This is a genomic window from Nocardia abscessus (assembly GCF_015477775.1).
Classification (GTDB): Bacteria; Actinomycetota; Actinomycetes; order Mycobacteriales; family Mycobacteriaceae; genus Nocardia; species Nocardia abscessus_A.
In genome coordinates this window covers 1-25,336 of the sequence record NZ_JADLQO010000001.1, presented here as the reverse complement: position 1 = coordinate 25,336, position 25,336 = coordinate 1, and the positions used below count along the sequence as shown (strand labels likewise).

At 66.6% G+C, this 25,336-nt stretch carries 24 protein-coding genes and 4 tRNA genes; 26 read left to right on the top strand and 2 right to left on the bottom strand.

What is annotated here, in order from left to right; genetic code table 11:
- The first annotated feature begins 110 nt into the window (after nt 1-110).
- The gene (gene htpX / locus IU450_RS00140) at nt 111-992 is read left to right on the top strand and encodes a zinc metalloprotease HtpX (RefSeq protein WP_195147763.1); all 882 of its coding nucleotides are present in this window, start codon (nt 111-113) and stop codon (nt 990-992) included.
- Nucleotides 993-1,148: 156 nt separating this feature from the next.
- Here the strand turns inward: htpX and IU450_RS00135 are convergent, their stop codons facing one another.
- Nucleotides 1,149-1,640 (bottom strand): YajQ family cyclic di-GMP-binding protein, encoded by a 492-nt coding sequence (locus IU450_RS00135; protein WP_039802015.1) that lies wholly within the window; start codon nt 1,638-1,640, stop codon nt 1,149-1,151.
- Nucleotides 1,641-1,814: 174 nt separating this feature from the next.
- Between IU450_RS00135 and IU450_RS00130 the strand changes: the two genes are divergently transcribed.
- The 11 genes from IU450_RS00130 (at nt 1,815) to IU450_RS00080 (ending at nt 7,836) form a co-directional block, all read left to right on the top strand.
- Nucleotides 1,815-1,897 (top strand) — tRNA-Tyr (locus IU450_RS00130).
- Nucleotides 1,898-2,345: 448 nt separating this feature from the next.
- Nucleotides 2,346-2,418: transfer RNA gene (locus IU450_RS00125), tRNA-Thr, on the top strand.
- A 76-nt stretch (nt 2,419-2,494) separates the two neighbouring features.
- Nucleotides 2,495-2,570 (top strand) — tRNA-Met (locus IU450_RS00120).
- Between the two features lie 42 nt (nt 2,571-2,612).
- Nucleotides 2,613-2,783 carry a 50S ribosomal protein L33 gene (gene rpmG, locus IU450_RS00115; RefSeq protein ID WP_011211653.1) on the top strand — a complete coding sequence of 57 codons (171 nt, stop codon included), beginning with the start codon at nt 2,613-2,615 and terminating at the stop codon, nt 2,781-2,783.
- 183 nt (nt 2,784-2,966) lie between these two features.
- Nucleotides 2,967-4,034 carry a fused (3R)-hydroxyacyl-ACP dehydratase subunits HadA/HadB gene (locus tag IU450_RS00110; RefSeq protein ID WP_195148591.1) on the top strand — a complete coding sequence of 356 codons (1,068 nt, stop codon included), beginning with the start codon at nt 2,967-2,969 and terminating at the stop codon, nt 4,032-4,034.
- A gap of 227 nt (nt 4,035-4,261) precedes the next feature.
- A tRNA-Trp gene (locus IU450_RS00105) sits at nt 4,262-4,334 on the top strand.
- 108 nt (nt 4,335-4,442) lie between these two features.
- Nucleotides 4,443-4,832, top strand: a complete 390-nt coding sequence (secE, locus tag IU450_RS00100; protein WP_195147762.1) for a preprotein translocase subunit SecE — start codon at nt 4,443-4,445, stop codon at nt 4,830-4,832.
- A gap of 118 nt (nt 4,833-4,950) precedes the next feature.
- Nucleotides 4,951-5,733, top strand: a complete 783-nt coding sequence (gene nusG, locus IU450_RS00095; protein WP_195148590.1) for a transcription termination/antitermination protein NusG — start codon at nt 4,951-4,953, stop codon at nt 5,731-5,733.
- 111 nt (nt 5,734-5,844) lie between these two features.
- A complete protein-coding gene (gene rplK / locus IU450_RS00090) occupies nt 5,845-6,279 on the top strand; it encodes a 50S ribosomal protein L11 (RefSeq protein ID WP_043733097.1) in 435 nt (144 codons plus the stop codon).
- A 151-nt stretch (nt 6,280-6,430) separates the two neighbouring features.
- Complete coding sequence (gene rplA, locus IU450_RS00085) at nt 6,431-7,144, top strand: 50S ribosomal protein L1 (protein WP_195147761.1); 714 nt, start codon at nt 6,431-6,433, stop codon at nt 7,142-7,144.
- Between the two features lie 152 nt (nt 7,145-7,296).
- Nucleotides 7,297-7,836 carry an NADPH-dependent FMN reductase gene (locus IU450_RS00080; protein WP_195147760.1) on the top strand — a complete coding sequence of 180 codons (540 nt, stop codon included), beginning with the start codon at nt 7,297-7,299 and terminating at the stop codon, nt 7,834-7,836.
- 118 nt (nt 7,837-7,954) lie between these two features.
- Here IU450_RS00080 and IU450_RS00075 read toward each other — a convergent pair whose 3' ends face one another.
- Complete coding sequence (locus IU450_RS00075) at nt 7,955-9,577, bottom strand: MFS transporter (RefSeq protein ID WP_195147759.1); 1,623 nt, start codon at nt 9,575-9,577, stop codon at nt 7,955-7,957.
- Between the two features lie 440 nt (nt 9,578-10,017).
- Here IU450_RS00075 and rplJ point away from each other — a divergent pair, with 440 nt between their 5' ends.
- The 14 genes from rplJ to IU450_RS00005 form a co-directional block, all read left to right on the top strand.
- Entirely contained in the window at nt 10,018-10,557 is a 540-nt protein-coding gene (rplJ, locus tag IU450_RS00070) for a 50S ribosomal protein L10 (RefSeq protein WP_043698931.1), read from the top strand.
- A 55-nt stretch (nt 10,558-10,612) separates the two neighbouring features.
- Entirely contained in the window at nt 10,613-10,993 is a 381-nt protein-coding gene (rplL, locus tag IU450_RS00065) for a 50S ribosomal protein L7/L12 (RefSeq protein ID WP_043733084.1), read from the top strand.
- A gap of 186 nt (nt 10,994-11,179) precedes the next feature.
- Nucleotides 11,180-12,313 (top strand): ABC transporter ATP-binding protein, encoded by a 1,134-nt coding sequence (locus IU450_RS00060; RefSeq protein ID WP_228833877.1) that lies wholly within the window; start codon nt 11,180-11,182, stop codon nt 12,311-12,313.
- 11 nt (nt 12,314-12,324) lie between these two features.
- Nucleotides 12,325-13,119 carry an MlaE family ABC transporter permease gene (locus IU450_RS00055; protein ID WP_051046989.1) on the top strand — a complete coding sequence of 265 codons (795 nt, stop codon included), beginning with the start codon at nt 12,325-12,327 and terminating at the stop codon, nt 13,117-13,119.
- 3 nt (nt 13,120-13,122) lie between these two features.
- Entirely contained in the window at nt 13,123-13,986 is an 864-nt protein-coding gene (locus IU450_RS00050; RefSeq protein WP_416382821.1) for an MlaE family ABC transporter permease, read from the top strand.
- Nucleotides 13,983-15,332: an MCE family protein gene (locus tag IU450_RS00045; protein ID WP_195147757.1), complete on the top strand. Its 1,350-nt coding sequence runs from the start codon at nt 13,983-13,985 to the stop codon at nt 15,330-15,332. The genes IU450_RS00050 and IU450_RS00045 overlap by 4 nt, the downstream gene beginning before the upstream one ends.
- Entirely contained in the window at nt 15,329-16,405 is a 1,077-nt protein-coding gene (locus IU450_RS00040; RefSeq protein WP_195147756.1) for an MCE family protein, read from the top strand. Before IU450_RS00045 ends, IU450_RS00040 begins: the two co-directional genes overlap by 4 nt.
- Complete coding sequence (locus IU450_RS00035; protein WP_228833876.1) at nt 16,405-17,415, top strand: MCE family protein; 1,011 nt, start codon at nt 16,405-16,407, stop codon at nt 17,413-17,415. Before IU450_RS00040 ends, IU450_RS00035 begins: the two co-directional genes overlap by 1 nt.
- A 37-nt stretch (nt 17,416-17,452) precedes the next feature.
- Nucleotides 17,453-18,685, top strand: a complete 1,233-nt coding sequence (locus IU450_RS00030) for an MCE family protein (protein WP_324197535.1) — start codon at nt 17,453-17,455, stop codon at nt 18,683-18,685.
- Complete coding sequence (locus IU450_RS00025) at nt 18,682-19,923, top strand: MCE family protein (protein ID WP_195147754.1); 1,242 nt, start codon at nt 18,682-18,684, stop codon at nt 19,921-19,923. Before IU450_RS00030 ends, IU450_RS00025 begins: the two co-directional genes overlap by 4 nt.
- On the top strand, nt 19,920-21,161 hold the full coding sequence (locus tag IU450_RS00020; RefSeq protein WP_195147753.1) for an MCE family protein: 1,242 nt from the start codon (nt 19,920-19,922) through the stop codon (nt 21,159-21,161). Before IU450_RS00025 ends, IU450_RS00020 begins: the two co-directional genes overlap by 4 nt.
- Before the next feature lie 106 nt (nt 21,162-21,267).
- Nucleotides 21,268-22,080 (top strand): hypothetical protein, encoded by an 813-nt coding sequence (locus IU450_RS00015; RefSeq protein ID WP_195147752.1) that lies wholly within the window; start codon nt 21,268-21,270, stop codon nt 22,078-22,080.
- 9 nt (nt 22,081-22,089) lie between these two features.
- Nucleotides 22,090-22,833 carry a hypothetical protein gene (locus IU450_RS00010; RefSeq protein WP_195147751.1) on the top strand — a complete coding sequence of 248 codons (744 nt, stop codon included), beginning with the start codon at nt 22,090-22,092 and terminating at the stop codon, nt 22,831-22,833.
- A gap of 409 nt (nt 22,834-23,242) precedes the next feature.
- On the top strand, nt 23,243-25,336 hold a 2,094-nt coding region (locus tag IU450_RS00005; protein ID WP_195034612.1), incomplete at its 3' end, for a DNA-directed RNA polymerase subunit beta.

Below are 25,336 nucleotides of genomic sequence, written 5' to 3'. Positions count from 1 at the left end.
CGTGGGCCGGTTTCGTCGCGGTGCGGGATTCACCGGAACTTTGCCTGAAGCTTCTATCGTTGAGCTGCTGTAAGGCGACTCGGTGAACGGGGGAGCGGCAAGGGAGACGTATGCACGGGCACGGGTTTGCGAACGGACTGAAGACCTTCGGGCTGATGGTGGGCCTTTCGGCCCTGATCGTGCTGATCGGTGCGCTGTTCCGTAACCCGACGATCCTGGTCGTCGCGATCGTGCTCGCGGTGGGCATGAACGCCTACGCGTACTTCAGCAGCGACAAGATCGCGTTGAAGGCGATGCACGCGCAGCCGGTCAGCGAGCTGGAGGCCCCGGTCATGTACCGGATCGTGCGTGAGCTGGCCACCGCCGCGCGCCAGCCGATGCCGCGGCTGTACATCAGCCCCACGAACGCACCCAACGCCTTCGCCACCGGTCGCAACCCCCGCCATGCCGCGGTCTGTTGCACCAGCGGCATCCTGCAGATTCTCGACGAGCGGGAATTGCGGGCCGTGCTCGGTCACGAACTCTCGCACGTCTACAACCGCGACATCCTCATCTCCTCCATCGCGGGCGCGCTCGCGGCTGTCATCTCCGGTGTGGCCAATCTGGCCATGTACATGTCCATGTTCGGCGGCAACCGCAATGGCGGCGGCCCGAACATTCTCGCCGTGCTGCTGGTGTCGCTGCTCGGCCCGATCGCCGCGACCTTGATCAAACTGGCCGTCTCGCGCTCGCGCGAATTCCAGGCCGACCAGTCCGGCGCCGAGCTCACCGGCGACCCGCTGGCCCTCGCGTCCGCGCTGCGGAAGATCGAGCGCGGCGTCCAGGGCGCCCCGCTGCCGCCGGAGCCCCGGCTGGCGGCGCAGTCGCATCTGATGATCGCCAACCCGTTCCGTCCGGGTGAGAAGGTCACCCGCTGGTTCTCCACCCACCCGTCGATGAACGAACGCATCGCCCGGCTGGAGGAGATGGCGGGCGGTCCGCGCCGGTACTGAATCTCCGGCGTCTCCGACGCCTCGGGAACGATTCCAGCTCTCGCAGTACGCCCCATGCCTCGACCCGCCCGACCCCGCATGGCATCAGCGGCAGCGTGCGGAGAACTCCCTGTGGACCACGGAACGCGACCGACCGGCCGCGCCGCGTGCCTGCGGTCAGCGGTAGTTGACGAACTGCAGCGCGATCCCGAAATCCTCGCCCTTCAACAGTGCGATGACAGCCTGCAGATCGTCGCGCTTCTTGCTGCTCACCCGCAGCTCGTCACCCTGGATCTGCGCCTTCACGCCCTTGGGGCCCTCGTCCCGGATCTTCTTGGAGATCTTCTTCGCGTGCTCGGAGTCGATGCCCTGCACCAGCGAACCGGTGATCTTGTACACCTTGCCGGAGGAGACCGGCTCGCCCGCGTCGAACGCCTTCAACGAGATGTCGCGGCGGATCAGCTTCTCCTTGAACACCTCCAGCGCGGCCTTGACGCGCTCCTCCGCCTCCGCGGTGAGCACGATCTTGTCCTCGCCGGACCATTCGATCGACGCGCCGGTGCCGCGGAAGTCGTAGCGGGTGTTGAGCTCCTTCTCCGCCTGATGCAGGGCGTTGTCGACCTCCTGCCGGTCGACCTTGCTCACAACATCGAAAGACGAATCAGCCACGCTGCGCTCCTGTTCTGACGGTCCGACGGGTGAGCTGAACCGGACGCTTCCAGCCCCCGTCAGTTCTACCCGGAGACCCGAGGGTAGTCGCGCCGCACGGCCGATAGCCAGCCGGTTTGCATTCAGGGTGCGGGTTCGATGTATTCTGCTCAGCGCGCGAAACAATGCGCGAACGGCAGGTTGCCCGAGCGGCCAATGGGAGCAGACTGTAAATCTGTCGGTGAAAGCCTACGTAGGTTCGAATCCTACACCTGCCACTCCGCTCACCAGGCGAGCCCTGTACGCAGAAAACGCGTACAGGGCTCGCTTTGTATCGTCCCGTGGGGTCCGACCTCCCCGCCCCGCCCGGCGGTCCTTCGCCCCTCTTGTGGTTGCGTTGGTCACGTTGGTTTCGATTCCGACGGGCTCGCCGAGCGTCGCTTCGATCGGATCGACAAGTGTCCAGAACGGCCATCGCGCGTTTTGTCGGCGCACGCTGATCGAGTGTGTTCGTCGCCCGACGCTCATGTGGTGGTCGTTTCGCAGTCGCAAGTATCGGCTGCTGGCGGGTAAGTCGCGGACGGGCTGCGAAAATGCCGCGCCAACGCGGTCGAAAACATCCCTTTGACCACGCGGTTTGGTGCTGAGACCGGTGAGTGTGTAACCTCGTTCAAGACTTCACCGCGCTGGGGTCGAGCGTTCGGAGCTCGGTGCGGAAGTAGTCATGCCCCCTTAGCTCAGTCGGCAGAGCGTTTCCATGGTAAGGAAAAGGTCAACGGTTCGATTCCGTTAGGGGGCTCGCCGGATTGCCGGTGGTGACCGACTCGGCATCGCTCCCGTAGTGCGGGCTCGGCACCATGGCAATGCGACGCCGTGGCGGTGTAGCTCAGTCGGTAGAGCAAACGACTCATAATCGTTGTGTCGCCGGTTCAAGTCCGGCCATCGCTACCACAACCGATACAAGACCATCAGGTACCGGAAAGAAGGCATATCGTGGCCGCGAAGTCCACCGATGTCCGGCCAAAGATCACCTTGGCCTGCGAGCAGTGCAAGCACCGCAACTACATCACCAAGAAGAATCGGCGCAACGACCCGGATCGGCTGGAACTGAAGAAGTTCTGCCCGAACTGCGGCACACACCGGGCACACCGCGAATCCCGCTAGTCCCCCACGCGTGAACTACCGCGTGGTGTAGCGCCGGGAGTCGCATCCCGGTATCTCGGGCCGTGGCACCGCGAGGGCCGGACAGTTGTCCGGCCCTGACGCATTTTCACGGTACGGGTGCGGTGGTGAGCGCTCCGCAGACTCCGGGTGACGGGGTCAGATAGGTACAGTCCTCCCGTGACAATCAACACCGGTACAGACGAAGCGGTCCAGACGGGCGAGGCCCTCGACCCCGCCGGAAACGCCGCGGCGATGGTCGGTCACCACTACCGCGTCGACGACTACTACGAAGTCGGCCGCGAGAAGGTGCGTGAGTACGCCCGCGCCGTGCAGGACTACCACCCGGTGCACTGGGACGAGGACGTGGCGCAGGAGTACGGGTACGACAACCTGCTCGCGCCGGTCACCTTCATCTCCCTGGTCGGGATCCTGGCCCAGCGCAAGCTGTTCGAGGAGGTCGTCACCGGTTACGACCTCAGCCAGATCATGCAGACCGACCAGATCCTCGAGTTCCATCGCCCGATCAAGGTCGGCGACCAGCTCACCTGCGATGTCTACCTGCATTCGTTCCGCCAGGCCTTCGGCGGCGACATCATGGTCACCAAGAACATCGTCACCGCGCAGAACGACGAGCTGGTACTCACCACCTACACCACCCTCGTCGGCCGCAGCGGCGCCGACATCGACCCGAACCTCAACGCCGCCGTCCGCAACGTGCTGATGCACGGCATCGGCGAGGAGGCCCCGGGGCATCGCCCGCGCAGCACGCCCGCGGCGACCCAGGCGGCCGCACCGGTCGCGCCCGTGGCGGAGGCGGTACGCACCAAGCACGCCATTCGCTTCGAGGAGGTCTCGGTCGGCGACGAGCTGCCCGCGCGGACCGTCCGGCTCACCCGCGGCGATCTGGTGAACTACGCGGGCGTCTCCGGCGACGCCAACCCGATCCACTGGAGCGACGAGGTGGTGAAGCTGGTCGGCCTGGAGAACGTCGTGGCGCACGGCATGCTCACCATGGGCCTCGGTGGCGGATTCGTCACCTCCTGGCTCGGTGATCCCGGCGCGGTCAAGGAGTACAACGTCCGCTTCACCAGCCCGGTCTACGTGGGCACCGACGAGGCCGCCGAGGTCGAGTACACCGGTAAGGTGAAATCGGTCGATCCGGAGAGCAGGACCGCGGTCGTGGCGATCGTGGCGAAGGCGGCGGGAAAGAAGATCTTCGGCCGCGCCACCGCGACGGTGCAGCTGGCCTGACCAGCTACAGCGACCCGGATTGGCTAATGGCGCGCACGGTAACGTACACTCAGGTTTCTGGGGTCGCCAGCCGCTGCGCGCTGCTCTGAGGGGCTGGTTCCAGGTGATCCGCGAGGAGCACCGACGGGGCCGGCAACTGCCGGAGTGGCGCGCGTGTTGTGTGACACCAGGGCACAACTGAATAACGAACAGTGGTTGGACGGCCGACGGCCACCATGTCCAACCGAAGGGGCGTAGCTCAACTGGCAGAGCAGCGGTCTCCAAAACCGCAGGTTGCAGGTTCAAGTCCTGTCGCCCCTGCCCTGATTGCCAGCGACGAGAGAGGATCGACGTGAGCGAGCGTAGCGAGCGAGCCATTGGCACAGCGCGCATCGCGCACGGCGGCACCGAGCGCAGCGAGGAGAAGGCGTGAGCGACGAGCGGGACATTCGCCGCGGCGCACATGCCGCCGACGAAGGCGATGACACCGCCGCGGCGACACGGCCGAGCGGGAAGCGGTCTGCTCGGCGGACTCGCGCTGCGTCTTCTCAGGTCGACACGGGCACGGTCGCCACGCTCGACCGTCCGCGAAAGGCAACCAAGACCGATCGGGCCGAACGCAAGTCGGGTAATCCGTTCAAGCGTTTGATCAAGTTCCTGCGTGAGGTCATCGCGGAACTGCGCAAGGTGATCTGGCCCAACCGGAAGCAGATGGTCACCTATACGAGCGTTGTTCTGGTGTTCGTGATTTTCATGGTCGCGTTCATCAGCGGGTTGGATCTGGCGTTCATCAAGGGTGTCAACTGGCTGTTCGGCTAGCTGAACAACGCCGACGCCGGTAGCCGATCCCGGGGCGGACACGGTGGCAGTGATTTCGCCGCGCGCCCGGCCCGGCACGCAGAGGATGTACGTGACGACACAGGAAGCGAGTGCCCCAGTGAGCACCCCGGAGAACGACACACACGACAAGTTCCCGGCCGACGACGCGGTGGCCGAGCCCACCGACTCCGTCGAGGAGTTCGCGACCGACGAGCCCGCGGTCGAGGAATCGGAGCCCGCTGAGTCCGCCCCTGCCGTCGACGCCGAGCCCGCCGATCCCGTCGCCGAGATGAAGGCCGCGCTGCGGCGCGCCCCCGGCGAGTGGTACGTCATCCACTCCTACGCCGGCTACGAGAACAAGGTGAAGGCCAACCTCGAGACCCGCGTGCAGAACCTGGACCTGGAGGACTACATCTTCCAGGTCGAGGTGCCCACCGAAGAGGTCACCGAGATCAAGAACGGGCAGCGCAAGCACGTCAACCGCAAGGTGCTGCCCGGTTACATCCTGGTCCGGATGGAGCTGAACGACGAGTCGTGGGGCGCGGTGCGCAACACTCCCGGGGTCACCGGATTCGTCGGCGCCACCTCGCGCCCGTCGCCGCTGTCCATCGATGACGTGGTGAAGTTCCTGGTCCCCGCCGCGCAGCAGCAGAAGAAGCCGGCCGCGGCAGCCGCCTCGGCGTCCGCGGAGTCCGCGGGCGGCGAAGTCGCGCCGAAGCCGGTCATCGAGGTCGACTTCGAGGTCGGCGAGTCGGTGACCGTCATGGACGGCCCGTTCGCGACGCTGCCCGCCAGCATTTCCGAGGTCAACGCCGAACAGCAGAAGCTCAAGGTGCTCGTGTCGATCTTCGGCCGCGAGACCCCGGTCGAGCTGGCGTTCACCCAGGTCGCGAAGATCTAGACCAGCGAAGATCTAGACCAGCTCTGTCAGCGGTCGGGTGAATCTGCCCGGGCGAGGATCGCAACACCAGACTTGCAAAGAGCAAGGACAACAAACACCTAGGAAAGAAAGATGCCCCCCAAGAAGAAGAAGCTCGCCGGGATCATCAAGCTTCAGATCCAGGCCGGCCAGGCGAACCCGGCCCCTCCGGTCGGCCCCGCGCTCGGTCAGCACGGCGTCAACATCATGGAGTTCTGCAAGGCGTACAACGCCGCGACCGAGTCGCAGCGTGGCAACGTCATCCCGGTCGAGATCTCGGTGTACGAGGACCGGTCGTTCGACTTCAAGCTGAAGACCCCGCCCGCCGCCAAGCTGCTGCTCAAGGCCGCAGGCGTGCAGAAGGGCTCGGCGGAGCCGCACCGCAACAAGGTTGCCAAGGTGACCATGGACCAGGTGCGCGAGATCGCCAAGACCAAGCAGGAAGATCTGAACGCCAACGACCTCGAGCAGGCGGCCAAGATCATCGCGGGTACCGCGCGTTCGATGGGCATCACCGTCGAAGGCTGAGCGGAATCGCTCCCTGGTGGGAGGGCCGGCCAGGCCCGATAACCACGTCTGAACTACCAACACAGCGGCGCGAGCGACGGGCTCGGAGGCGGAAGCCTGCGTGACCACGGAGAGCCCCGGTAGCACCGCCGATCGAACAGGACAGAGAATCATGGCAAAACGAAGCAAGGCGTACCTCGCCGCGGCCGAGAAGGTCGATCGCTCCAAGCTCTACTCCCCGCTGGCCGCCGCGCGCCTGGCGAAGGAGACCGCCACCACCAAGACCGACGCGACCGTCGAGGTCGCCGTGCGTCTGGGTGTGGATCCCCGCAAGGCGGACCAGATGGTCCGCGGCACGGTCAACCTGCCGCACGGCACCGGTAAGACCGCTCGCGTCATCGTGTTCGCGGCGGGCGAGAAGGCCGCCGAGGCCGAGGCCGCGGGCGCCGACGCCGTCGGCGCCGAGGACCTGATCGAGCGGATCCAGGGCGGCTGGCTGGACTTCGACGCCGCGATCGCCACCCCGGACCAGATGGCCAAGGTCGGCCGGATCGCGCGCGTTCTCGGCCCGCGCGGCCTGATGCCGAACCCGAAGACGGGCACGGTCACTACCGATGTGACCAAGGCCGTCAACGACATCAAGGGCGGCAAGATCAACTTCCGCGTCGACAAGCAGGCCAACCTGCACTTCGTCATCGGCAAGGCGTCCTTCGACGACACCAAGCTGGTGGAGAACTACGGCGCCGCGCTGGACGAGATCCTGCGCGCCAAGCCGTCGACCGCCAAGGGCCGCTACGTCAAGAAGGTGACGGTCTCGACGAACACCGGACCGGGCATCCCGGTGGACCCGAACCGCACCCGCAACCTCCTCGAAGAGGAAGCGTAAGTAGTAGCAGCTGAGCTGACCACAACGGCGGGAACGCGTACGCGTTCCCGCCGTTGTGCGTATCCGGACTAAATGCGTATCCGGACTGAAGGCGTATACGGACTGAATGCGTATACGGACTAAAACAGCCCCGCGCCGTCGTTGGGCTCAGTGTGACCGTTGTTCTGTTGATCTCCGGCAGCACTCGCGCCGCCTCCACGAATTCCGCCGCTCTGCGGACGGTCGCGGCGATTGCCCAGGAAGGCGTCGAAACCCGCTGGTACGACGGCCTCGCGGAGTTGCCCGCCTTCAACCCGGACGACGACGGCACCACTCATTCGTCGGTCGTCGCGCTCCGCGAACAACTTTCGCGTGCCGACGCCGTGCTGTTGTGCACCCCGGAATACGCGGGCACCTTGCCGGGCAGCCTGAAGAACCTGCTGGACTGGACCGTCGGCACCGGTGACCTCCACCGCAAGCCGGTCTCGTGGCTCACCGTCGCGCCCGCTGGGCGTGGCGACGGCGCGACCGCGACCCTGCGCAGTGTGCTGGGATACGTGGGCGCCGACATCGATCCCGACGTCGGCGCGCGAGTGCCGGTGCTGCGCGACGACGTCGGCCCGGACGGACTGATCGCCGCCGCCGAATTCCGGTCCGGTGCTTCCGCCGTGCTGCGCGCGCTCGTACGGCATGCCGAGCGCGCGAGACCCTGAGAACGCCACGTGCCGGTACACGGATCACACGACGTCGATCGTGTACCGGCGCGCCCTGCCTCCGCACCCGGCTGAGGGCCGCGGCATTCTCCGGCCCGGAGACGATGTCCGATCGGCGCTACAGTGCTGATTCACCCTGTGCATCGGGTGATTTCCGCCATCCGAGCAGCATGGGCTCGCCGGGCTGCGCGCCCCACGGCAGGAAGATCGCCACGAGCACGGCGCACACGGCGACCGCGCCCGCGGCCACCAGCGACGCGGCGTGCGAACCTTCGAGCATCGCGGTCTTCATCGCGACGATCAGATTCTCGCGCTGGGTCTCGAAGAACGGCGGCAGCGGACGTTTACGCATTTCGATGACACTGAGCAGGCTGGCCTTCACCAGGCCCTTCTCGTCGTCGTTCATCAGCCCGGCAGGCACGGCGTCGATGCGCGGCGCGATGCGACTGCTGTAGTACGAGGCCACGATCGAGCCGAGCACGGCGACGCCGAGCGTGCCGCCGATCTCCCGGGTGGTGTCGTTGACCGCGGATCCGGCGCCCGCCTCGTTCAACGGCAGTGAGTTCATGATCGATTCGGTGGCCGGGCCCTGCACGATGGCCAGGCCGAGCGCCATCGAGACCATCGACGGCAGCACGTCGGTCAGATAGCCGCTGTCCACGGTCACCTGACCACCGAGGTAGAGACCCACTCCGGTCAGCAGCAGACCGAACACGATGACGGGCGTGGCGCCGAGCCGTTGTGCGAGAAGGGTGGCGATGGGAGCGCCCGCGGCCACCGAGAACGCGAACGGCAACGAGGCGATGCCGAATTCGAGCGGGGTGTATTCCCGTACGCCTTGGAAATATTGGGTGATGAGAAACAGGAAGCCGAACATCGAGAAGTAGCCGACCGCGATTGCCAGCGCGGGCAGGGAGAATCGGCGATCGCGGAACAGTCGCAGGTCGAGAATCGGTGTGGCGGTGCGCAATTCCCAGGCGACGAAACCGGTGAGCAGCAGGGCGCCGAGTGCGGCGGTGCCCAGCGTCGTCATCGACAGCCAGCCGTGTCGCGGCGCCTCGATGATCGACCACACGAGCGACGTGATTCCGGTGATGGACAGCACTATGCCGAGCACGTCGAGTCTGCCCACCCGGGACGAGCGCGACTCGGGCACCCAGATCAGCGTCGCGACCGAGGCGGCCAGCGCGACCGGCACATTGATCCAGAACACCGCGTGCCAGGTGAAGTGCTCGAGCAACCAGCCGCCCGAGATGGGGCCGATGGCGATCGCGAAGCCCGCCATGGCGGTCCACGCCGCGACGGCGAGCGCGCGCTCCCTTCGTTCGGTGAAGATATTGATGATCAGCGCGAGCGTCGCGGGGAAGACGGCGGCGGCGAAGACGCCCATGGCGGCGCGGGCCGCGATGACCGCTCCCATGGAGTCCGACAGTGCGCCGCCGATCGACATGACGGCGACACCGGCCAGGCCGATCGTCATCACGCGCCGACGGCCGTACCGGTCGCCCAGGTTGCCGAAAGCGAGCAAGAGTCCTGCGAAGGTCAGCGTGTACGCGTCGACCACCCATTGCAGGCCGCTGATGCCGGTGGACAGGTCGACGCCGAGGGAGGGCAGCGCCACGTTGACGATGGTGTTGTCGAGGACGACCAGGAGTTCCGCGAGGCAGATCACGGCCAAGGCGGCGAAGCGGGCGGTGCGTCGTTCCAGCACCTTCGGTGGATCGACTATGGAAGTTGCCATAGTTCGGAGCCTAAACACTAACTGTGACTGTGAGTAACACTTTTCTTGGGCGACGTCGGCCACAGTTGCGTTCGAATGTGAGTCGCGACACAGCGATCGAACGGTGGGCCGGTTTCCATCCGGTTTTCGCCGAGGTCGTTTTGGCAGATGGGAACCCATGCAGGTACATTGGACGGCAGTTATCGACGAGTTCGATCGCTACCCAATCCGTTCTACCGAAGACCGTTGGTCGCCGATCCCGTATGGGCTCGGTCGAAGGTCCGGCGACATTGCCGGCGGCCCACGCAGGGAGAGCCGAGGCTGGGAATTGATCCGGGTCTGTCCCGGCTCGGTTTTCTGTTGCGCCCCGGAACGCTCTGCGTTCGGGGCGTTTGTTTTGTCGCCGGCCCCTGATCGGTAGTTCGCGTATACGAACCGACCAATCAGAGAGGAGGCGAAGTATGGCAAAACCCGAGAAGGTCACCGCGGTCGAGGAGATCGCGGAGCAGTTCAAGAGCTCGACGGCCACCGTCGTCACGGAATACCGTGGCCTGTCGGTCGGCAAGCTCACCGAGCTGCGGCGCGCGCTCGGCGCCGAAGCCACGTACTCCGTCGCCAAGAACACCCTGGTCAAGCGGGCCGCCGCGGAGGCGGGCGTGGAAGGCCTCGACGACCTGTTCGTCGGACCGACCGCGATCACCTTCATCACCGGTGAGCCGGTCAACGCGGCCAAGGCCCTGAAGACCTTCGCGAAGGACAACAAGGCGCTCATCATCAAGGGCGGCTACATGGACGGCGCTCCGCTGTCCGTGTCCGAGGTCGAGCGGATCGCCGACCTGGAAACCCGCGAGGTGCTGCTGGCCAAGCTGGCCGGCGCGCTGAAGGGCAACCTCGCGAAGGCCGCCGGTCTGTTCAACGCTCCCGCCTCGCAGGTGGCCCGCCTGGCCGCCGCGCTGCAGGAGAAGAAGCAGGCCGAAGAAGGCGGATCTGCCGCCGAGTAAGACCGGGCGGCACGACTCGCCCGCATAGACATCGACTACCGAAAGGGAAACAACAATGGCCAACGTTGACGAACTGCTCGAGACCTTCGGCAACATGACCCTGCTCGAGCTGTCGGACTTCGTGAAGAAGTTCGAGGAGAAGTTCGAGGTCACCGCCGCTGCTCCGGTCGCCGTCGCCGCTGTCGGCGGTGCCGCCGCTCCGGCCGAGGCCGCCGAGGAGCAGGACGAGTTCGACGTCGTGCTCGAGGGCGCGGGCGACAAGAAGATCCAGGTCATCAAGGTGGTCCGCGAGATCGTCTCCGGCCTGGGCCTGAAGGAAGCCAAGGACCTCGTCGAGAGCGCTCCGAAGCCGATCCTGGAGAAGGTCGCCAAGGAGGCCGCCGAGGCCGCCAAGGCGAAGCTGGAAGAGGCCGGCGCCAAGGTCTCGGTCAAGTAATTCACGACCGAAACACGCCGAACGGGCGGTCTCCTTTGGGGGACCGCCCGTTTGCGTTTTCTGGCAACCTGGCCGCTATCGGCGATACCGAAAGGATTGCGGAGTTACTACGCAGTCAGGTTGGGGTGTGCCCGATCTGTCCCATGAGTTACAGTGACCGAACCCACTGTGACGTGACGCACCGCGATGACCGAGCGCGCGGTTCGCCGGTGGGGCAGCTCGCTGAGAATTGTGGAGGTTGGCGTGGGCGTCGAGGTCAGGACCGAGAGTGTAACCAAGTCTTTCGGTTCACAGCGAATTTGGCAGGACGTGTCTCTGACGTTGCCTTCGGGCGAGGTCAGCGCGCTGCTGGGCCCGTCCGGCACCGGTAAGTCGGTGTTCCTGAAGTCGCTGATCGGACTTCTGCGCCCGGAACGCGGCTCCATCTACATCGACGGCACCGATATCACCACCTGCTCCAACAAGGAGCTCTACGAGATCCGCAAGCTCTTCGGCGTGCTGTTCCAGGACGGCGCGCTGTTCGGGTCGATGCATCTGTTCGACAACGTGGCCTTCCCGTTGCGCGAGCACACCAAGAAGAGCGAATCCGAGATCAAGAAGATCGTCATGGAGAAGCTGGAGCTGACCGGTCTGCTCGGGGCCGAGGGCAAGCTGCCCGGCGAGATCTCCGGCGGTATGCGCAAGCGCGCCGGGCTGGCCCGCGCCCTGGTGCTGGATCCGCAGATCATCCTCGTCGACGAGCCCGACTCGGGTCTCGACCCGGTGCGCACCTCCTACCTGTCTCAGCTGCTGATCGACATCAACGCCCAGATCGACGCCACCATCCTGATCGTCACGCACAACATCAACCTCGCGCGCACCGTGCCGGACAACATCGGCATGCTCTTCCGTCGCCAGTTGGTCATGTTCGGTCCGCGCGAGGTGCTGCTCACCTCCGAGGAGCCGGTGGTCAAGCAGTTCCTCAACGGCCGCATGATCGGCCCGATCGGCATGTCCGAGGAGAAGGACGAGGCGCAGATGGCGCGCGAGCAGGCGTTGGTGGACGCCGGGCACCATCACGGCGGCGCGGAAGAGGTCGAGGGGATCATCCCGCAGATGCGCGCGACGCCGGGTATGCCGGTGCGCCAAGGGGTGCTGCGGCGCAAGGAGCGCGTGCGCGAGATCATGCACACGCTGCCGCACGCCGCCCAGGTCGCGATCCGCGAATCACTTGCGGAGAACGACGACACGCAGGTGATGGCGTACAACAGCGGCGACCTGGCTAATTATCAGGGCGGCACGTACGACACCACCGTGCGACACAACACAACTAACGGGTAACATCTGCGATCGTGAATTCGACCCTGGCGCGATTGCGAACTCCCCTGGAGTCGGGGTTTGCCCAGGCCGGCAATATATTTGCGCTGCTCATCGACGTTTTGCGCAAGACATTCCGTCGTCCCTTCGAGTGGCGGGAGTTCATCGAGCAGTCGTGGTTCATCGCGAGTGTCTCGATCCTGCCCAGCGCGCTGGTCGCGATTCCGTTCGGCGCGGTCGTGGCACTGCAGACCGGTTCGCTGATCAAGCAATTGGGCGCGGAATCCTTCACCGGCGCGACCAGTGTGCTGGCAACCGTCCAGCAGGCGGCTCCGGTCGTCACGGCCCTGATCATCGCGGGCGCGGCCGGGTCGGCGGTGGCCGCCGACCTCGGCTCGCGCACCATCCGCGAGGAGATCGACGCACTGGAAGTGCTCGGCGTGGATCCGGTGCGAAAGCTGGTGGTGCCGCGCGTGATCGGCATGATGCTGGTCGCGCTGCTGCTCAACGGGTTGGTCTCGGTGGTCGGCATCGCGGGCGGGTACTTCTTCAACGTGCTGCTGCAGGGCGGCACACCCGGCGCCTACCTCGCGTCGTTCTCCGCCCTCGCCCAGCTGCCGGACCTGTGGATCGGTGAGATCAAGGCGGCGGTCTTCGGCTTGCTCGCCGGTGTCATCGCCGCGTACAAGGGCTTGCATCCCAAGGGGGGCCCGAAAGGAGTCGGTGACGCGGTGAACCAATCCGTGGTTATCACATTCATGGTGCTGTTCTTCGTGAACCTCATCCTGACCCTGGTGTACCTACAGGTCGTCCCGGCCAAGGGCGCCTGACCGATGGCCACGTCATACCGCACCCCGGTCGCCAAGTCTCTGCGCCGGGCGGGTGAAGTCGCTCGCATGCCGCTCAACGTCATCGACCGTGCCGGCGAGCAGATGTCGTTCTACACGCGCGCCATCGCGTGGATCCCGCGGACCGCGGTGCACTACCGCAAGGAAGTCATGCGGCTGCTCGCCGAGGTCACCTTCGGCACCGGCGCGCTGGCGGTGATCGGCGGCACCATCGGCGTCATCGTGTTCATGTCCGGCTCCGTCGGCGTCGTCGTCGGCCTGCAGGGCTTCAAGGCACTCGACGCGCTCGGCAGCTCGGTGCTCACCGGCTTCCTCACCGCCTACATCAATACCCGCGAGATCGCGCCGCTGGTCGCGGCGCTCGCGCTCTCGGCGACGGTCGGTTGTGGTTTCACCGCGCAGCTGGGCGCCATGCGGATCTCCGAGGAGATCGACGCGCTCGAAGTGATGGCGGTGCCCGGCGTGCCGTTCCTGGTCACCAGCCGGGTGATCGCCGGGTTCCTCGCGGTGATCCCGCTCTACATCGTCGGCCTGCTCGGCACGTTCCTGGCGTCGCGGATGATCAGCATCTGGTTCAACGGGCAATCCAGCGGGTCCTACGACCACTACTTCAGTCTGTTCCTGCCACCGGAGGACGTGCTCTATTCGTTCCTCAAGGTGCTGGTCTTCGCGTTCGTGATCATCATGGTGCACTGCTATTACGGATTCCACGCCACCGGCGGACCCGCGGGTGTCGGCGTCGCGGTCGGTCGCGCGGTCCGCGCCGCGATCGTCCTGGTGAACGTGCTCGACTTCTTCCTCAGCCTCGCGATCTGGGGCACCACCACCACGGTGCGGGTGGCCGGATGAGCCGCATCCAGACCTGGCGCTCGACCGAAAAGCTGCGAACTCGAGTGCTGGGCATCGCTTTCTTCGTCGTGGTCGCGCTGTTCCTGTGGGTCACCATCGCGATCTACAACAAGCAGTTCGTGCGGACGGTGCACGTCGACCTGATCACCGACAGCGTGGGCAACGCGCTCACCCGCAACGCGGACGTGAAGGTGCGCGGCATCAACGTCGGCGAGGTGCGCTCGAGCAAGTCCGAGGGCGGTGAGGTGACCTTGAACCTGGCGATCAACCCGGACAAGGCGCAGCAGATCCCGGCCAACGCGACCGCGCGCCTGCTGCCCAAGACCCTGTTCGGCGAGCGCTACGTGGATTTGGTGATCCCAGAGGACCCCAGCCCGCAGCATTTGACCGACGGCGTGACGCTGCGCCAGGACGTCAGCGGCAACGCCGTCGAGTTGAGCAAGCTGCTCGACGACCTGCTGCCGCTGCTGCAGGCCATCCCGCCACAGGATCTCGCCGCCACCCTCGGCGCGCTGTCGCAGGCGCTCGCCGGTCAGGGCTTCGCGCTCGGCCAGACCGTGGACAAGCTGGACGACGCCTTCCGCCAGGTCAATGTCGTGCTGCCGGACCTGCAGGCGGACCTGCGCAGTTTCGCCGAGGTGGCGGCCACCTACTCCGACGCGGCGCCGCAGCTGATCCAGGCCCTGGACAATCTGCGCACCACCAACGCCACGATCGTGCAGCGGCGCACCGACATCGACCTCCTGTACGCGACGCTGACGCCGACCGCGGCCACCACCACCGAGTTCCTGATCGCCAACCGCGACAACATCATCGACGTGGCCGCCGACGCGCGTCCCGCGCTGGAGCAACTGGCCTACTACTCGCCGAACTACGCCTGTTCACTGGCGAACTTCGCGCAGCTCAAGCCGCGCATCGACCGGATCTTCGGCAAGGGCACCGACCAGCCCGGCTCCCGGGTGACCATCGAACTCACCAACCCCCGCGGCAAGTACCTGCCCAACCAGGACGAGCCGCGCTGGCTGGACACCAGGGGGCCGTGGTGCATCCCGGAGATGCCGCTCGGTGTCGATCCCGGCCAGTACACCGGCGGTCCGAACAACGACGGCTCCTACGCCGTCCCCAGCCGCAACCCCGGTGACCAGGAGATCGGCCACTTGCAGCCACCGCAGTTCGGCGTCCACCCGGCGAGCAAGATGCCGACGATCGCGGGTTCGCCGATGGAGCAGCAGTCACTCGGCGCGATCTACGGCGCGGCCAACGGCGTCGCCCCGGATCAGGTGCCGAGCTGGGTGACCCGGGCCGGCGCGCCCGCGTTCCGCGGAAGCGAGGTGAGCGTCCGATGAAGGAGCATCTGCGCGGCCTGGGCGGGTCGCTGACCAAGCTGATCATCTTCGTCGTGGTGACCTTGTTCGTGACCACCATGCTCGCGCTGTCCATCGCCAACTACAGCGGCGGCGGCACGGGATTCAAGGCCAGGTTCAGCGACGTCACCGCGCTCAACCCCGGCGACGAGGTTCGCATCGCGGGCGTTCGGGTCGGCAAGGTCACCGACGTCTCGATCGTGGACAAACGCCTGGCCGAGGTGGAATTCGATCTCACCGATCGGGACTGGCTGCCCGCCTCGACCACCGCCACGATCAAGTACCGCAACCTGGTCGGCCAGCGCTACATCGCGCTGGAGCAGGGGACGGGGGAGCAGGGTCGCAAGCTGAACGAGGGCGGCACCATCCCGCTGGAGCGCACCAGGCCCGCGCTGAATCTGACCACGCTGTTCAACGGCTTCCGTCCGCTGTTCCGCACGCTGACCGCCGAGGACGTGAACAAGCTGTCCTTCGAGATCATCCAGGTCTTCCAGGGCGAGCAGGGCACCATCCGCGATCTGGTCGCCAGCACGGCGAACCTGACCAACAAGATCGCGGACAAGGACGCCGTGATCGGTGAGCTGACGCGCAATCTGACCGCCGTGCTGGACACGGTCAATCAGCGCGACGACCAGTTCGACCAGTTGATCGTCAACACCGAGGCGCTGATCAGCGGGCTGAACGCCGAACGCGACACGATCGGTCGCTCGGTGACCTCGCTGGCCAACCTGACCTCGGCGACATCGGACCTGCTCGTGCCGGTGCGCCCGACGCTGCAGGGCTCGATCGCGGGCCTGAGCCAGCTGGCCGGCACGCTCGACGAGCGTCAGGACGAGGTGAACGAAGCGCTGTACAACCTGCCGCTGAAGATGGAGAAGCTCGGTCGCGCCGCCAGTTACGGCTCCTGGTTCCAGTTCTATCTGTGCGGCATCGACATCGTCGTCGGGCCGGGCGCGGTCGACGCACCGCAGCTGAACCTGCCCGCCGGCATGCCGACGATCAACCAGCCCTTGTACACGAACGCGGCGCCGCGCTGCCATGGGAAGGCTCGCTGATGGACGACCGCTCTCTGCTCGGCAAGCGCAGCCCGGCGTTCCTGGGCGCGCTCGGCATCGCCGTGGTGCTATTGGTGACGATCTCGGCGTTCTACCTCGATCGATTGCCGATCATCGGCGCGGGGACCAAGTACACCGCCGAATTCACTGAGGCGGCGGGTCTGAAGAAGGGCAACGAAGTCCGGGTCGCGGGCGTGAAGGTCGGTTCGGTGTCCGATGTCCGGCTCGCCGGTAACCGTGTGCTCGTGGACTTCCGCACCAAGGACACCTGGATCGGCGACGCGACCACCGCGTCCATCCAGATCAAGACGCTGCTCGGGCAGAAGTACCTCGCGCTCGACCCGCGGGGCTCCAAGCCCGCCGATCCGAGTTCGCGGATTCCGCTCTCGCGCACGGTGTCTCCGTACGACGTGGTGGACGCCTTCACCGATGCGGCGCGCACCATCGATCAGATCGACACCGCCCAGCTGGCCAGGAGCATGCAGGTGCTGTCGGAGGCGTTCGAGACTACGCCGCCGGAGATTCGCGGCTCCATCGACGGCGTCGCCCGGCTGTCGGAGACGCTGGCCAAACGCGACCAGGAGCTGAAGAAGCTGTTCGCCGCGACCAGGCAGACCACGCAGATTCTCGCCGATCGCAACGCGGAGTTCGAGCGGCTGCTTGCCTCCGGCGGCCAGCTGCTCGCCGAGCTGAACATCCGGCAGCAGTCCATCAAGCAGTTGTTGTCCGGCGCCCAGACGGTTTCGGCGGAGCTGAGCGCGCTCGTGCACGACAACGAGGAACAGATCGGGCCCGCGCTGACGAATCTGCGCGCCGCCATCGATCTGCTCAACGCCAACCAGCAGAACATCTCCAAGACGCTGGAACTCGCTGCGCCGTTCTACAGCCTCTACGCCAGCGTGCTCGGCACCGGCCGCTGGTTCGACGCGGTGATCGTCAACGTGTTGCCGCCCGCGCTGCCCGAAATCCCCGGCTACCGTCAGCCGATCCGTACTTTGGGAGGTAACTGACGTGGCGGACAACTGGCGTAGCGATCCCGTCGGTGCGGTGCGCGGCTCCGGCCGAGGCGCCAAGGTGGGCATCGCGCTGGTCGTCGTCCTCGCCGTGCTGGTGGCGGTGGTGCTGTGGTGGCTGTTCAACCGGATGACCACCACCAAGATCACCGCGTACTTCGATCGTTCGGTGGGCATCTACGAGGGCTCGGACGTGCGAATCCTCGGCGTGCCGGTCGGCTCGGTGGATTCGGTGCAGCCGCAGGGCGATCAGGTCAAGATCGTGATGAGCGTGGACCGCAAGTACGACGTGCCCGCGGGCGCGCGGGCCGCCCAGATCACCCCCTCCATCGTCTCGGACCGCTACATCCAGCTCACCCCGGCCTACACCGACGGCCCGAAGATGGCGCGTGAGGCGACCATTCCGCGCGAGCGCACGGCAACGCCCGTCGAGGTCGACCAGCTGTACAAGAGCATCACCGAACTCTCGGACGCGTTGGGCCCGAACGGCGCCAACGCCGAGGGCGCGGTGAACGAGCTGGTGCGCACCGGCGCGGCGAACCTGGCGGGCAACGGCGAGGCGCTTGCCAACAGCCTCACCCAGCTGTCCAGGGCGGCCCGCTACCTGTCGGACGCGCGCGGTGACATCTTCGACACGGTCAAGAACCTGCAGGCCTTCATCACCATGCTGGCCCAGAACGACCAGCAGGTGCGGCAGTTCAACACCCAGCTGGCCGACCTGTCGACCTTCCTCGCCGACGAGCGCCGAGATCTCGGCGCGGCTCTGCATCTGCTGTCGATCGCGCTGGGCGACGTCGCCCGCTTCGTCGACGACAACCGCGACCTGATCGCGAGCAATGCCGAAGGGCTGATCCAGCTCACCCAGACGCTGTCCGATCAGCGCAACGACGTGGCCGCCTTGCTGCCGGTCCTGCCGGTGGCGCTGAGCAACCTGATCAACGTGCACAACGCCGAATCGGGCACCCTCGACATGCGCGCCAACTTCCCGGAACTGCAGGACCCGTTCGGTGCGGTGTGCAAGATGCTCGACCTGTCCAAGCTGATGCCGGGCGATCCCAAGTTCGAGGCGCTCGGCAGGCAGATGCGGCCGATTCTCGACCACTGCAAGGAGATCACCGACCAGGTCACCGCCGGGGTGCAGACGCCGACGCTGAACCTGCCGTTCGGCATCCTCAGCGGCGAGAACCAGCAGCGCGACCCGGTGCCGGGCACCGTGCCCGGTACGCCGTCGGACCGGCTTCCGCCGTCCCAGGGAGGGGAGCGATGAGCATTCGAGTCCGTTCCGTCGTACGGGGGCTCGGCGCGGCTGTGGCGCTGGGCCTGTCCGCCGCGCTGGTCACTTCGTGCGCCGCCGACGGCATCTACAGCGTGCCGCTGCCCGGCGGCGCCGAGGTGGGCGAGCACCCGATGCACATCGACATCCAGTTCGACGACGTCCTCGACCTCGTGCCGCAGTCGGCGGTCAAGGTCGAGGGTGTGCCGGTGGGCCGGGTCGAGAAGATCAGCATCGGCAAGGACCAGTGGACCGCCACTGTGCGCACCCTGGTCAACTCGTCGGTAGCCCTGCCCGCCAACGCCCGCGCCGAGGTCAGGCAGTCGAACCTGCTCGGCGAGAAGTTCATCGAACTCTCCCGGCCCGCCGCCGATCCGGAGCCGACCCGGCTCGCCGACGGCTCGGTGATCCCGGTCGACCGCACCCGGCACGCCACCGAGGTCGAACAGGTGCTCGGCGCGCTGTCGCTGCTGCTCAACGGTGGTGGCGTCGCGCAGTTGCAGCCGATCGTCACCGAATTGAACAAGACCATCGGCGGCCGGGAAGACCGGGTGCGCTCGCTGATCGAGCAGGCCAACACGCTGATCGGCGGCCTGAACGAGCAGGTGGACGACATCACCCGCGCGCTGGACGGCCTGGACGTGCTCAGCAGCAGGGTCAGCAGGCAGACCGAGCAGATCGGCCTGATCCTCGACCAGTTGCCGCAGGGCATCAAGATCCTGGAAGAGCAGCGCCCGCAATTGGTCGGCCTGCTCGCCCAGCTCGACCGGCTCGGCGAGGCCGGCTTCGACGTGCTGAACACCTCGAAGGACGACCTGATCCGCGACCTCACGGCGCTGCGGCCGACGCTGCAGGAGCTGGGCCGTTCGGCGCCGGATCTGGTCGCGGCCGTTCCGTTGATCCCGACCTACCCGTTCCCCGACTCGGCGTTGGAGAGCACCTTCGGCGGCAGTGTGAACACGTGGTTGTCGGTGGACCAGCAGATCGGCGTCACGCTCGGAAATCTCGGTGTGGGTAAACCCGATCCGGTGTACATCCCGCCGGTGGGTCCGCCCGTGCCGGTGAACCCGACCAATCCGTACTACAACGGCAACGGCCCGCGTCCGGGCTGGCCGACGGTGTCGATCCTGCCGCTGCCGCCGCTGATGGCGCAGCCGCCCGCGCCGGGCGTGCCGCCCGGTCCGGTCGGGGCGATCCTCGAGCAGCTCGGCGTAGGGAGTGGTCCGCGATGACCCGTCTGGTGCGGTGGCAGCTCATCGCGTTCGTGGTGATCGCGGTGCTCGGCGTGGTGTACGTCGGCGGCAAGTACATCCGGCTCGACCACTTGTTCGGGCTCAACGAGTACACGGTGAAGCTGCGGGCGGCGCAGACCGGCGGCATCTACAAGGGCGCCGAGGTGACCTATCGCGGCGTGCCGGTCGGCCGGGTCGGCGCGCTGGAACTCACCGGCGAGGGCGTCGTGATGGACCTCGTCATCGACTCGAGCTCGCCGAAGATCCCGGACTCGGCGAAAGCCGTGGTCGCCAACCGATCCGCGATCGGCGAGCAGTACGTCGACCTGCAGCCCGACTCGGAAGCGGGCCCGTACCTGCGCGACAACTCCGTGATCACCTCGGCGACCCTGCCGGTGTCGGTCGAGGAGCTGCTGTCGAGTGTGGACACCTTCTCGGGTTCGGTGGACCTGAACGCGCTCAACACGACGGTCCGCGAACTCGGCAAGGCGTTCGACGGCAAGGGCGACGATCTGCAAGTGCTGATCGACTCGCTGAACCAGTTCACCGAGACCTTCCACGCCACCCTGCCGCAGACCATCCAGCTGATCCGCGACGGCCGCGTCGCCCTCGGCACGCAGGCCGAGCAGTCCACCGCGATCCGCGAATTCAGCGACGGCCTGGACAGGCTCACCGACCAGTTGCGCTCCAGCGATCCCGACGTGCGCAGGCTCATCGGCACCGGGACCGACGCGGGCGAGCAACTCGGCGCGCTGATCGAGGAGAGCGGCGGCTCGCTCACCCAGGACCTGGCCAACCTGCGGCTGTTGCTGCAGGCGATCTCGCCGAAGTTCTACGCGATCAAACCCTTGCTGCAGATGCTCCCGCAGCTGTCGATCGGTGGCTCCTCCACCGCGCCCGGCGACGGGACCAGCCACTTCGGCTTGGTGCTCGAGACCAACAATCCGCCCACCTGTACCGTGGGCTACGAGGGCACGTACCGAATTCTGGAACAGATGAAGGCGCAGAACCCGGACTTCGACGACACGCGCGACGAATTCCCGTTCAACAAGGACGCCAAATGTCTGGTGCCGTTCGGTAATCCGACCGCCGTCCGCGGTGGCGAGCGAGCCGAGTACGCCGACCCGGCCATCGTGCAGCCCTGGGACTCCAACCCCAAAACCGATCCGGAAAAGCTGAACCTGACTCCGGTCGCCGTGCAGTTGTCGACCCTGCTGGGGGTCACGCCCAAGCGGTGACCAGGAGCAATGACGTTAGGGTGTCTCGCGTGACTGACTGGACCGAGCGAACCACGGGCACGTGGCCTTGGAGCGCGACCGAGCCGAGCGACGGCGGGGCGCTGTCGTGACCGCCGATCCGACCGAGCGATCCGATTCGGTGTCGGAGGAAGCCTCGGGCACGGCGAAGGCAGGACCGGGCACGGCGAAGGCGGGACCGGACATGGCGAAGGCAGGGCCGAACACGGCGAAGGCAGCGGCGGACACGCCCGCCCCCTCCGCCGAGCCGGACGCAGGCGATCGGAAGGCCGCTGCCGACCGGGGCGGGGCCGAGTCCGAGCACCCGCGTGGCACGTCCACCCTCGGCCGGGTGGCCTTGGCCGCCTCGTCCGCACTGCTGGTGGTCGCGGTGATCGCTGCCGCGTGGTTCGGCGCCGGCTGGGTGCGCGCCGCGCTCACCGACGGCCCGCGCGCCGACGCCCGCGACACCGCTCTGGACGCCGCGCGTCAAGCCGCGCTCAACATGACCTCGATGAACATGGACGACGTGCCCGGCTCGCTGGCGCTGGCCAGGTCCTCGATGACCGGCCCGCTGCTGGACTCGGCCACGAAGAACAAGGACCAGGCCGAGAAGCTCGCCCAGCAGACCGGGATCGGGATGACCTCGAAGGTGCTCGGAGCCGCGCTCACCTCGCTCAACAGCGAGGAGGACAAGGCATCGGCGCTGGTCGTGCTGCAGGTCACGGAGAACGGCAAGGACAAGCCGCCCGCCGACTATCGCTACAGCTGGACCGTCGACCTGGCCAAGGACGGCGCGGTCTGGAAGGCCGAGCAGATCTCCTCGCTCGGCCAGCCGGTGCTGTTGAGCGGCGGCCCCGCCCAGCAGGCGGCCGCCCCGCCCGCCGACCAGCCGCCCGCCGCGCCGAAGCCGGGATCGTAGGAGGACACCATGACGTCTCGCCGACCGGTCAACCGCGTCACTTCCAAGCGCAGGCCCGCCACGGAACCGGCGCGGGCCGGGTCCACGCGGATCGAGCGGCCCGCGGCGGCCCGTAAACCACGCGTGGCGGGCTCCTCCCGGCCCGCCGCCGATCCGGGGGCCGTACGCACCGATCGACGCCCTGACGCCGCCGGATCGTCGCGTCGGCGGGGGTTCGTGCCGCGGAAGCGGAAGACCGATCGCCCCGAGCGGTCGCAGGCGGGACGCCCGCGCTGGGGTGTGACCGCTGCCGTGCTGATCGCGGCGCTCCTGCTGGGCGGTTTCGCGTGGGTTGCCGCGCAGCGGCCCGGGGTCGACACGTCGAATCGGGCATATGTGGACAACGAGGCCACCCAGGAAGTGCGGGCCGCCGCCGACAATGCCCTGCGGACCGTCTACGCCTACGACGTGAAGAACATCGACGGCTACCGGGACACCGCGAAGCAGGTGCTCACCGGAAAGATGCTCGCCGATTTGGACAAGTACGCCGACACCACTATTTCGGCGGTGAAACAGGCGCAGACCAGCGCCGACGCGAAGTCCGATCCGATTGCTGTGACTTTGCTCACCGATGATCGCGCGGAGCTGATCGTCAATCTGGTGGTCAGCGCCACCAAGGACGGCGTAGCGCAGCAGAGCGTGGCCGGGCCCGTGGTCCTGCACATGCAAAAGGTGGACGGTCGCTGGCTGGCCAGCGACATCGTGGACCAGTAACGGCCGCCGCAATGGCCGGGATGACGCAGCGCGGCAGGCGATCTCGTCGGTGCTCCGGCCGGGCCTGCCACTTGACGAGTTTCGCCCGAACCGTCACGCTATTCACAACAGCGGCAGCTGTCACAGTGGCTTCCAGCGCACCGCGGCTCACGACGCAGCCAGCGAATTCGGCCCGGCGCGCCAGCCATGCGGACGATCACACGGGTGGTACTTTGACACCCCCGTGTACTTGGGTGTAGGTTTGGACGTTGCGCTGGCTGCCTCCTGTCCATACCTCGATTCGCACACGTAAGTCCCACCCTTCCGGTGTTACTTCCGTTGGTGCCTGTTCGAGTTTCGTTCGGGTCGTAACCAGCGGAATTCGTAGCAGACAAGCGACGGTCGCGGACCACCACGCGACGCGCGTGAGGTGCTGGAAGGACGCATCTTGGCAGTCTCCACCCAGACCAAGGCAGTTGCCGGAATCCCCGGAGCCCCGTTGCGGGTGTCTTTCGCGAAGATCCGTGAACCCTTGGAGGTGCCCGGGCTTCTCGACCTACAAACGGAATCGTTCGCCTGGTTGATCGGTTCGCCCGACTGGCGCGAGCGCGCGGCCGCTCGCGGCGACGTCGGCCTAGTCGGTGGCCTCGAGGAGGTGCTCGAGGAGCTCTCCCCGATCGAGGACTTCTCCGGGTCCATGTCGCTGTCCTTCTCCGATCCACGCTTCGAAGAGGTCAAGGCCTCGATCGACGAGTGCAAAGACAAGGACATGACGTACGCGGCTCCGCTGTTCGTCACGGCGGAGTTCATCAACAACAACACCGGTGAGATCAAGAGCCAGACGGTCTTCATGGGTGATTTCCCGATGATGACCGACAAGGGCACGTTCATCATCAACGGCACCGAGCGCGTCGTCGTCTCACAGCTGGTCCGTTCGCCGGGCGTGTACTTCGACCACAGCGTCGACAAGGGCACGGAGAAGGACCTGCACAGCGTGCGCGTCATCCCGTCGCGCGGCGCGTGGCTGGAGTTCGACGTGGACAAGCGCGACACCGTCGGTGTGCGCATCGACCGCAAGCGCCGTCAGCCGGTCACCGTGCTGCTCAAGGCGCTGGGGTGGACCACCGAGGAGATCGTCGAGCGCTTCGGCTTCTCCGAGATCATGATGTCGACCCTGGAGAAGGACAACACCGCCGGTCAGGACGAGGCGCTGCTGGACATCTACCGCAAGCTGCGTCCGGGCGAGCCGCCGACCAAGGAGTCCGCGCAGACCCTGCTGGAGAACCTGTTCTTCAAGGAGAAGCGCTACGACCTGGCGCGCGTCGGCCGGTACAAGATCAACAAGAAGCTCGGCATCCACGTGGGCGAGCAGGTCGTCGGTTCGGTGCTGACGAAGGAAGACATCGTCAACACCATCGAGTACCTGGTGCGCCTGCACTCGGGCGACAAGGCCATGACCGCCCCCGGTGGCGTCGAGGTCCCGGTGGAAGTGGACGACATCGACCACTTCGGCAACCGTCGCCTGCGCACCGTCGGCGAGCTGATCCAGAACCAGATCCGGGTCGGTCTGTCCCGGATGGAGCGCGTGGTCCGCGAGCGGATGACGACTCAGGACGTCGAGGCGATCACGCCGCAGACCCTGATCAACATCCGCCCGGTCGTCGCGGCGATCAAGGAGTTCTTCGGAACCTCCCAGCTGTCGCAGTTCATGGACCAGAACAACCCGCTGTCGGGCCTGACCCACAAGCGCCGTCTCTCGGCGCTGGGCCCGGGTGGTCTGTCCCGTGAGCGCGCCGGCCTGGAAGTTCGTGACGTCCACCCGTCGCACTACGGCCGCATGTGCCCGATCGAGACCCCGGAAGGCCCGAACATCGGCCTGATCGGCTCGCTGTCGGTGTACGCGCGGGTCAACCCGTTCGGTTTCATCGAGACGCCGTACCGCAAGGTGGTCGACGGCCGGGTGACCGACGAGGTCCGCTACCTGACCGCCGACGAGGAGGACAGGCACGTCCGTGCCCAGGCCAACTCGCCGGTCGACGCCGACGGCCGCTTCCTCGAGGACCGGGTGCTGTGCCGCCGGGGCAACGAGGAGAACGAGCTCGTCGCTGCGACCGAGGTCGACTACATGGACGTCTCGCCGCGTCAGATGGTGTCGGTCGCGACGGCGATGATCCCGTTCCTCGAGCACGACGACGCCAACCGCGCCCTGATGGGTGCGAACATGCAGCGTCAGGCCGTGCCGCTGATCCGTTCCGAGGCCCCGATCGTGGGCACCGGTATGGAGCTGCGCGCCGCCGTGGACGCGGGCGACGTCGTGGTGAACGAGAAGGCGGGTGTGGTCGAGGAGGTCTCCGCCGACTACGTCACCGTGATGGCCGATGACGGCACGCGCAAGTCCTACCGGATGCGGAAGTTCAACCGGTCGAATCAGGGCACGTGCTCGAATCAGCGTCCGATTGTGGACGAGGGTCAGCGGGTGGAGCGTGGTCAGGTGCTGGCCGATGGGCCGTGCACCGAGAACGGT

Bases quoted from the DNA above. Each gene is read 5' to 3' on its own strand.
- IU450_RS00045 (WP_195147757.1), top strand. From the start codon at position 13,983: ATGAGCCGCATCCAGACCTGGCGCTCGACCGAAAAGCTGCGAACTCGA.
- IU450_RS00060 (WP_228833877.1), top strand. From the start codon at position 11,180: ATGACCGAGCGCGCGGTTCGCCGGTGGGGCAGCTCGCTGAGAATTGTG.
- IU450_RS00040 (WP_195147756.1), top strand. From the start codon at position 15,329: ATGAAGGAGCATCTGCGCGGCCTGGGCGGGTCGCTGACCAAGCTGATC.
- IU450_RS00075 (WP_195147759.1), bottom strand. From the start codon at position 9,577: ATGGCAACTTCCATAGTCGATCCACCGAAGGTGCTGGAACGACGCACC.
- rplA (WP_195147761.1), top strand. From the start codon at position 6,431: ATGGCAAAACGAAGCAAGGCGTACCTCGCCGCGGCCGAGAAGGTCGAT.
- htpX (WP_195147763.1), top strand. From the start codon at position 111: ATGCACGGGCACGGGTTTGCGAACGGACTGAAGACCTTCGGGCTGATG.
- IU450_RS00050 (WP_416382821.1), top strand. From the start codon at position 13,123: ATGGCCACGTCATACCGCACCCCGGTCGCCAAGTCTCTGCGCCGGGCG.
- IU450_RS00010 (WP_195147751.1), top strand. From the start codon at position 22,090: ATGACGTCTCGCCGACCGGTCAACCGCGTCACTTCCAAGCGCAGGCCC.
- IU450_RS00025 (WP_195147754.1), top strand. From the start codon at position 18,682: ATGAGCATTCGAGTCCGTTCCGTCGTACGGGGGCTCGGCGCGGCTGTG.
- IU450_RS00020 (WP_195147753.1), top strand. From the start codon at position 19,920: ATGACCCGTCTGGTGCGGTGGCAGCTCATCGCGTTCGTGGTGATCGCG.
- IU450_RS00035 (WP_228833876.1), top strand. From the start codon at position 16,405: ATGGACGACCGCTCTCTGCTCGGCAAGCGCAGCCCGGCGTTCCTGGGC.
- rplJ (WP_043698931.1), top strand. From the start codon at position 10,018: ATGGCAAAACCCGAGAAGGTCACCGCGGTCGAGGAGATCGCGGAGCAG.
- rplL (WP_043733084.1), top strand. From the start codon at position 10,613: ATGGCCAACGTTGACGAACTGCTCGAGACCTTCGGCAACATGACCCTG.
- rplK (WP_043733097.1), top strand. From the start codon at position 5,845: ATGCCCCCCAAGAAGAAGAAGCTCGCCGGGATCATCAAGCTTCAGATC.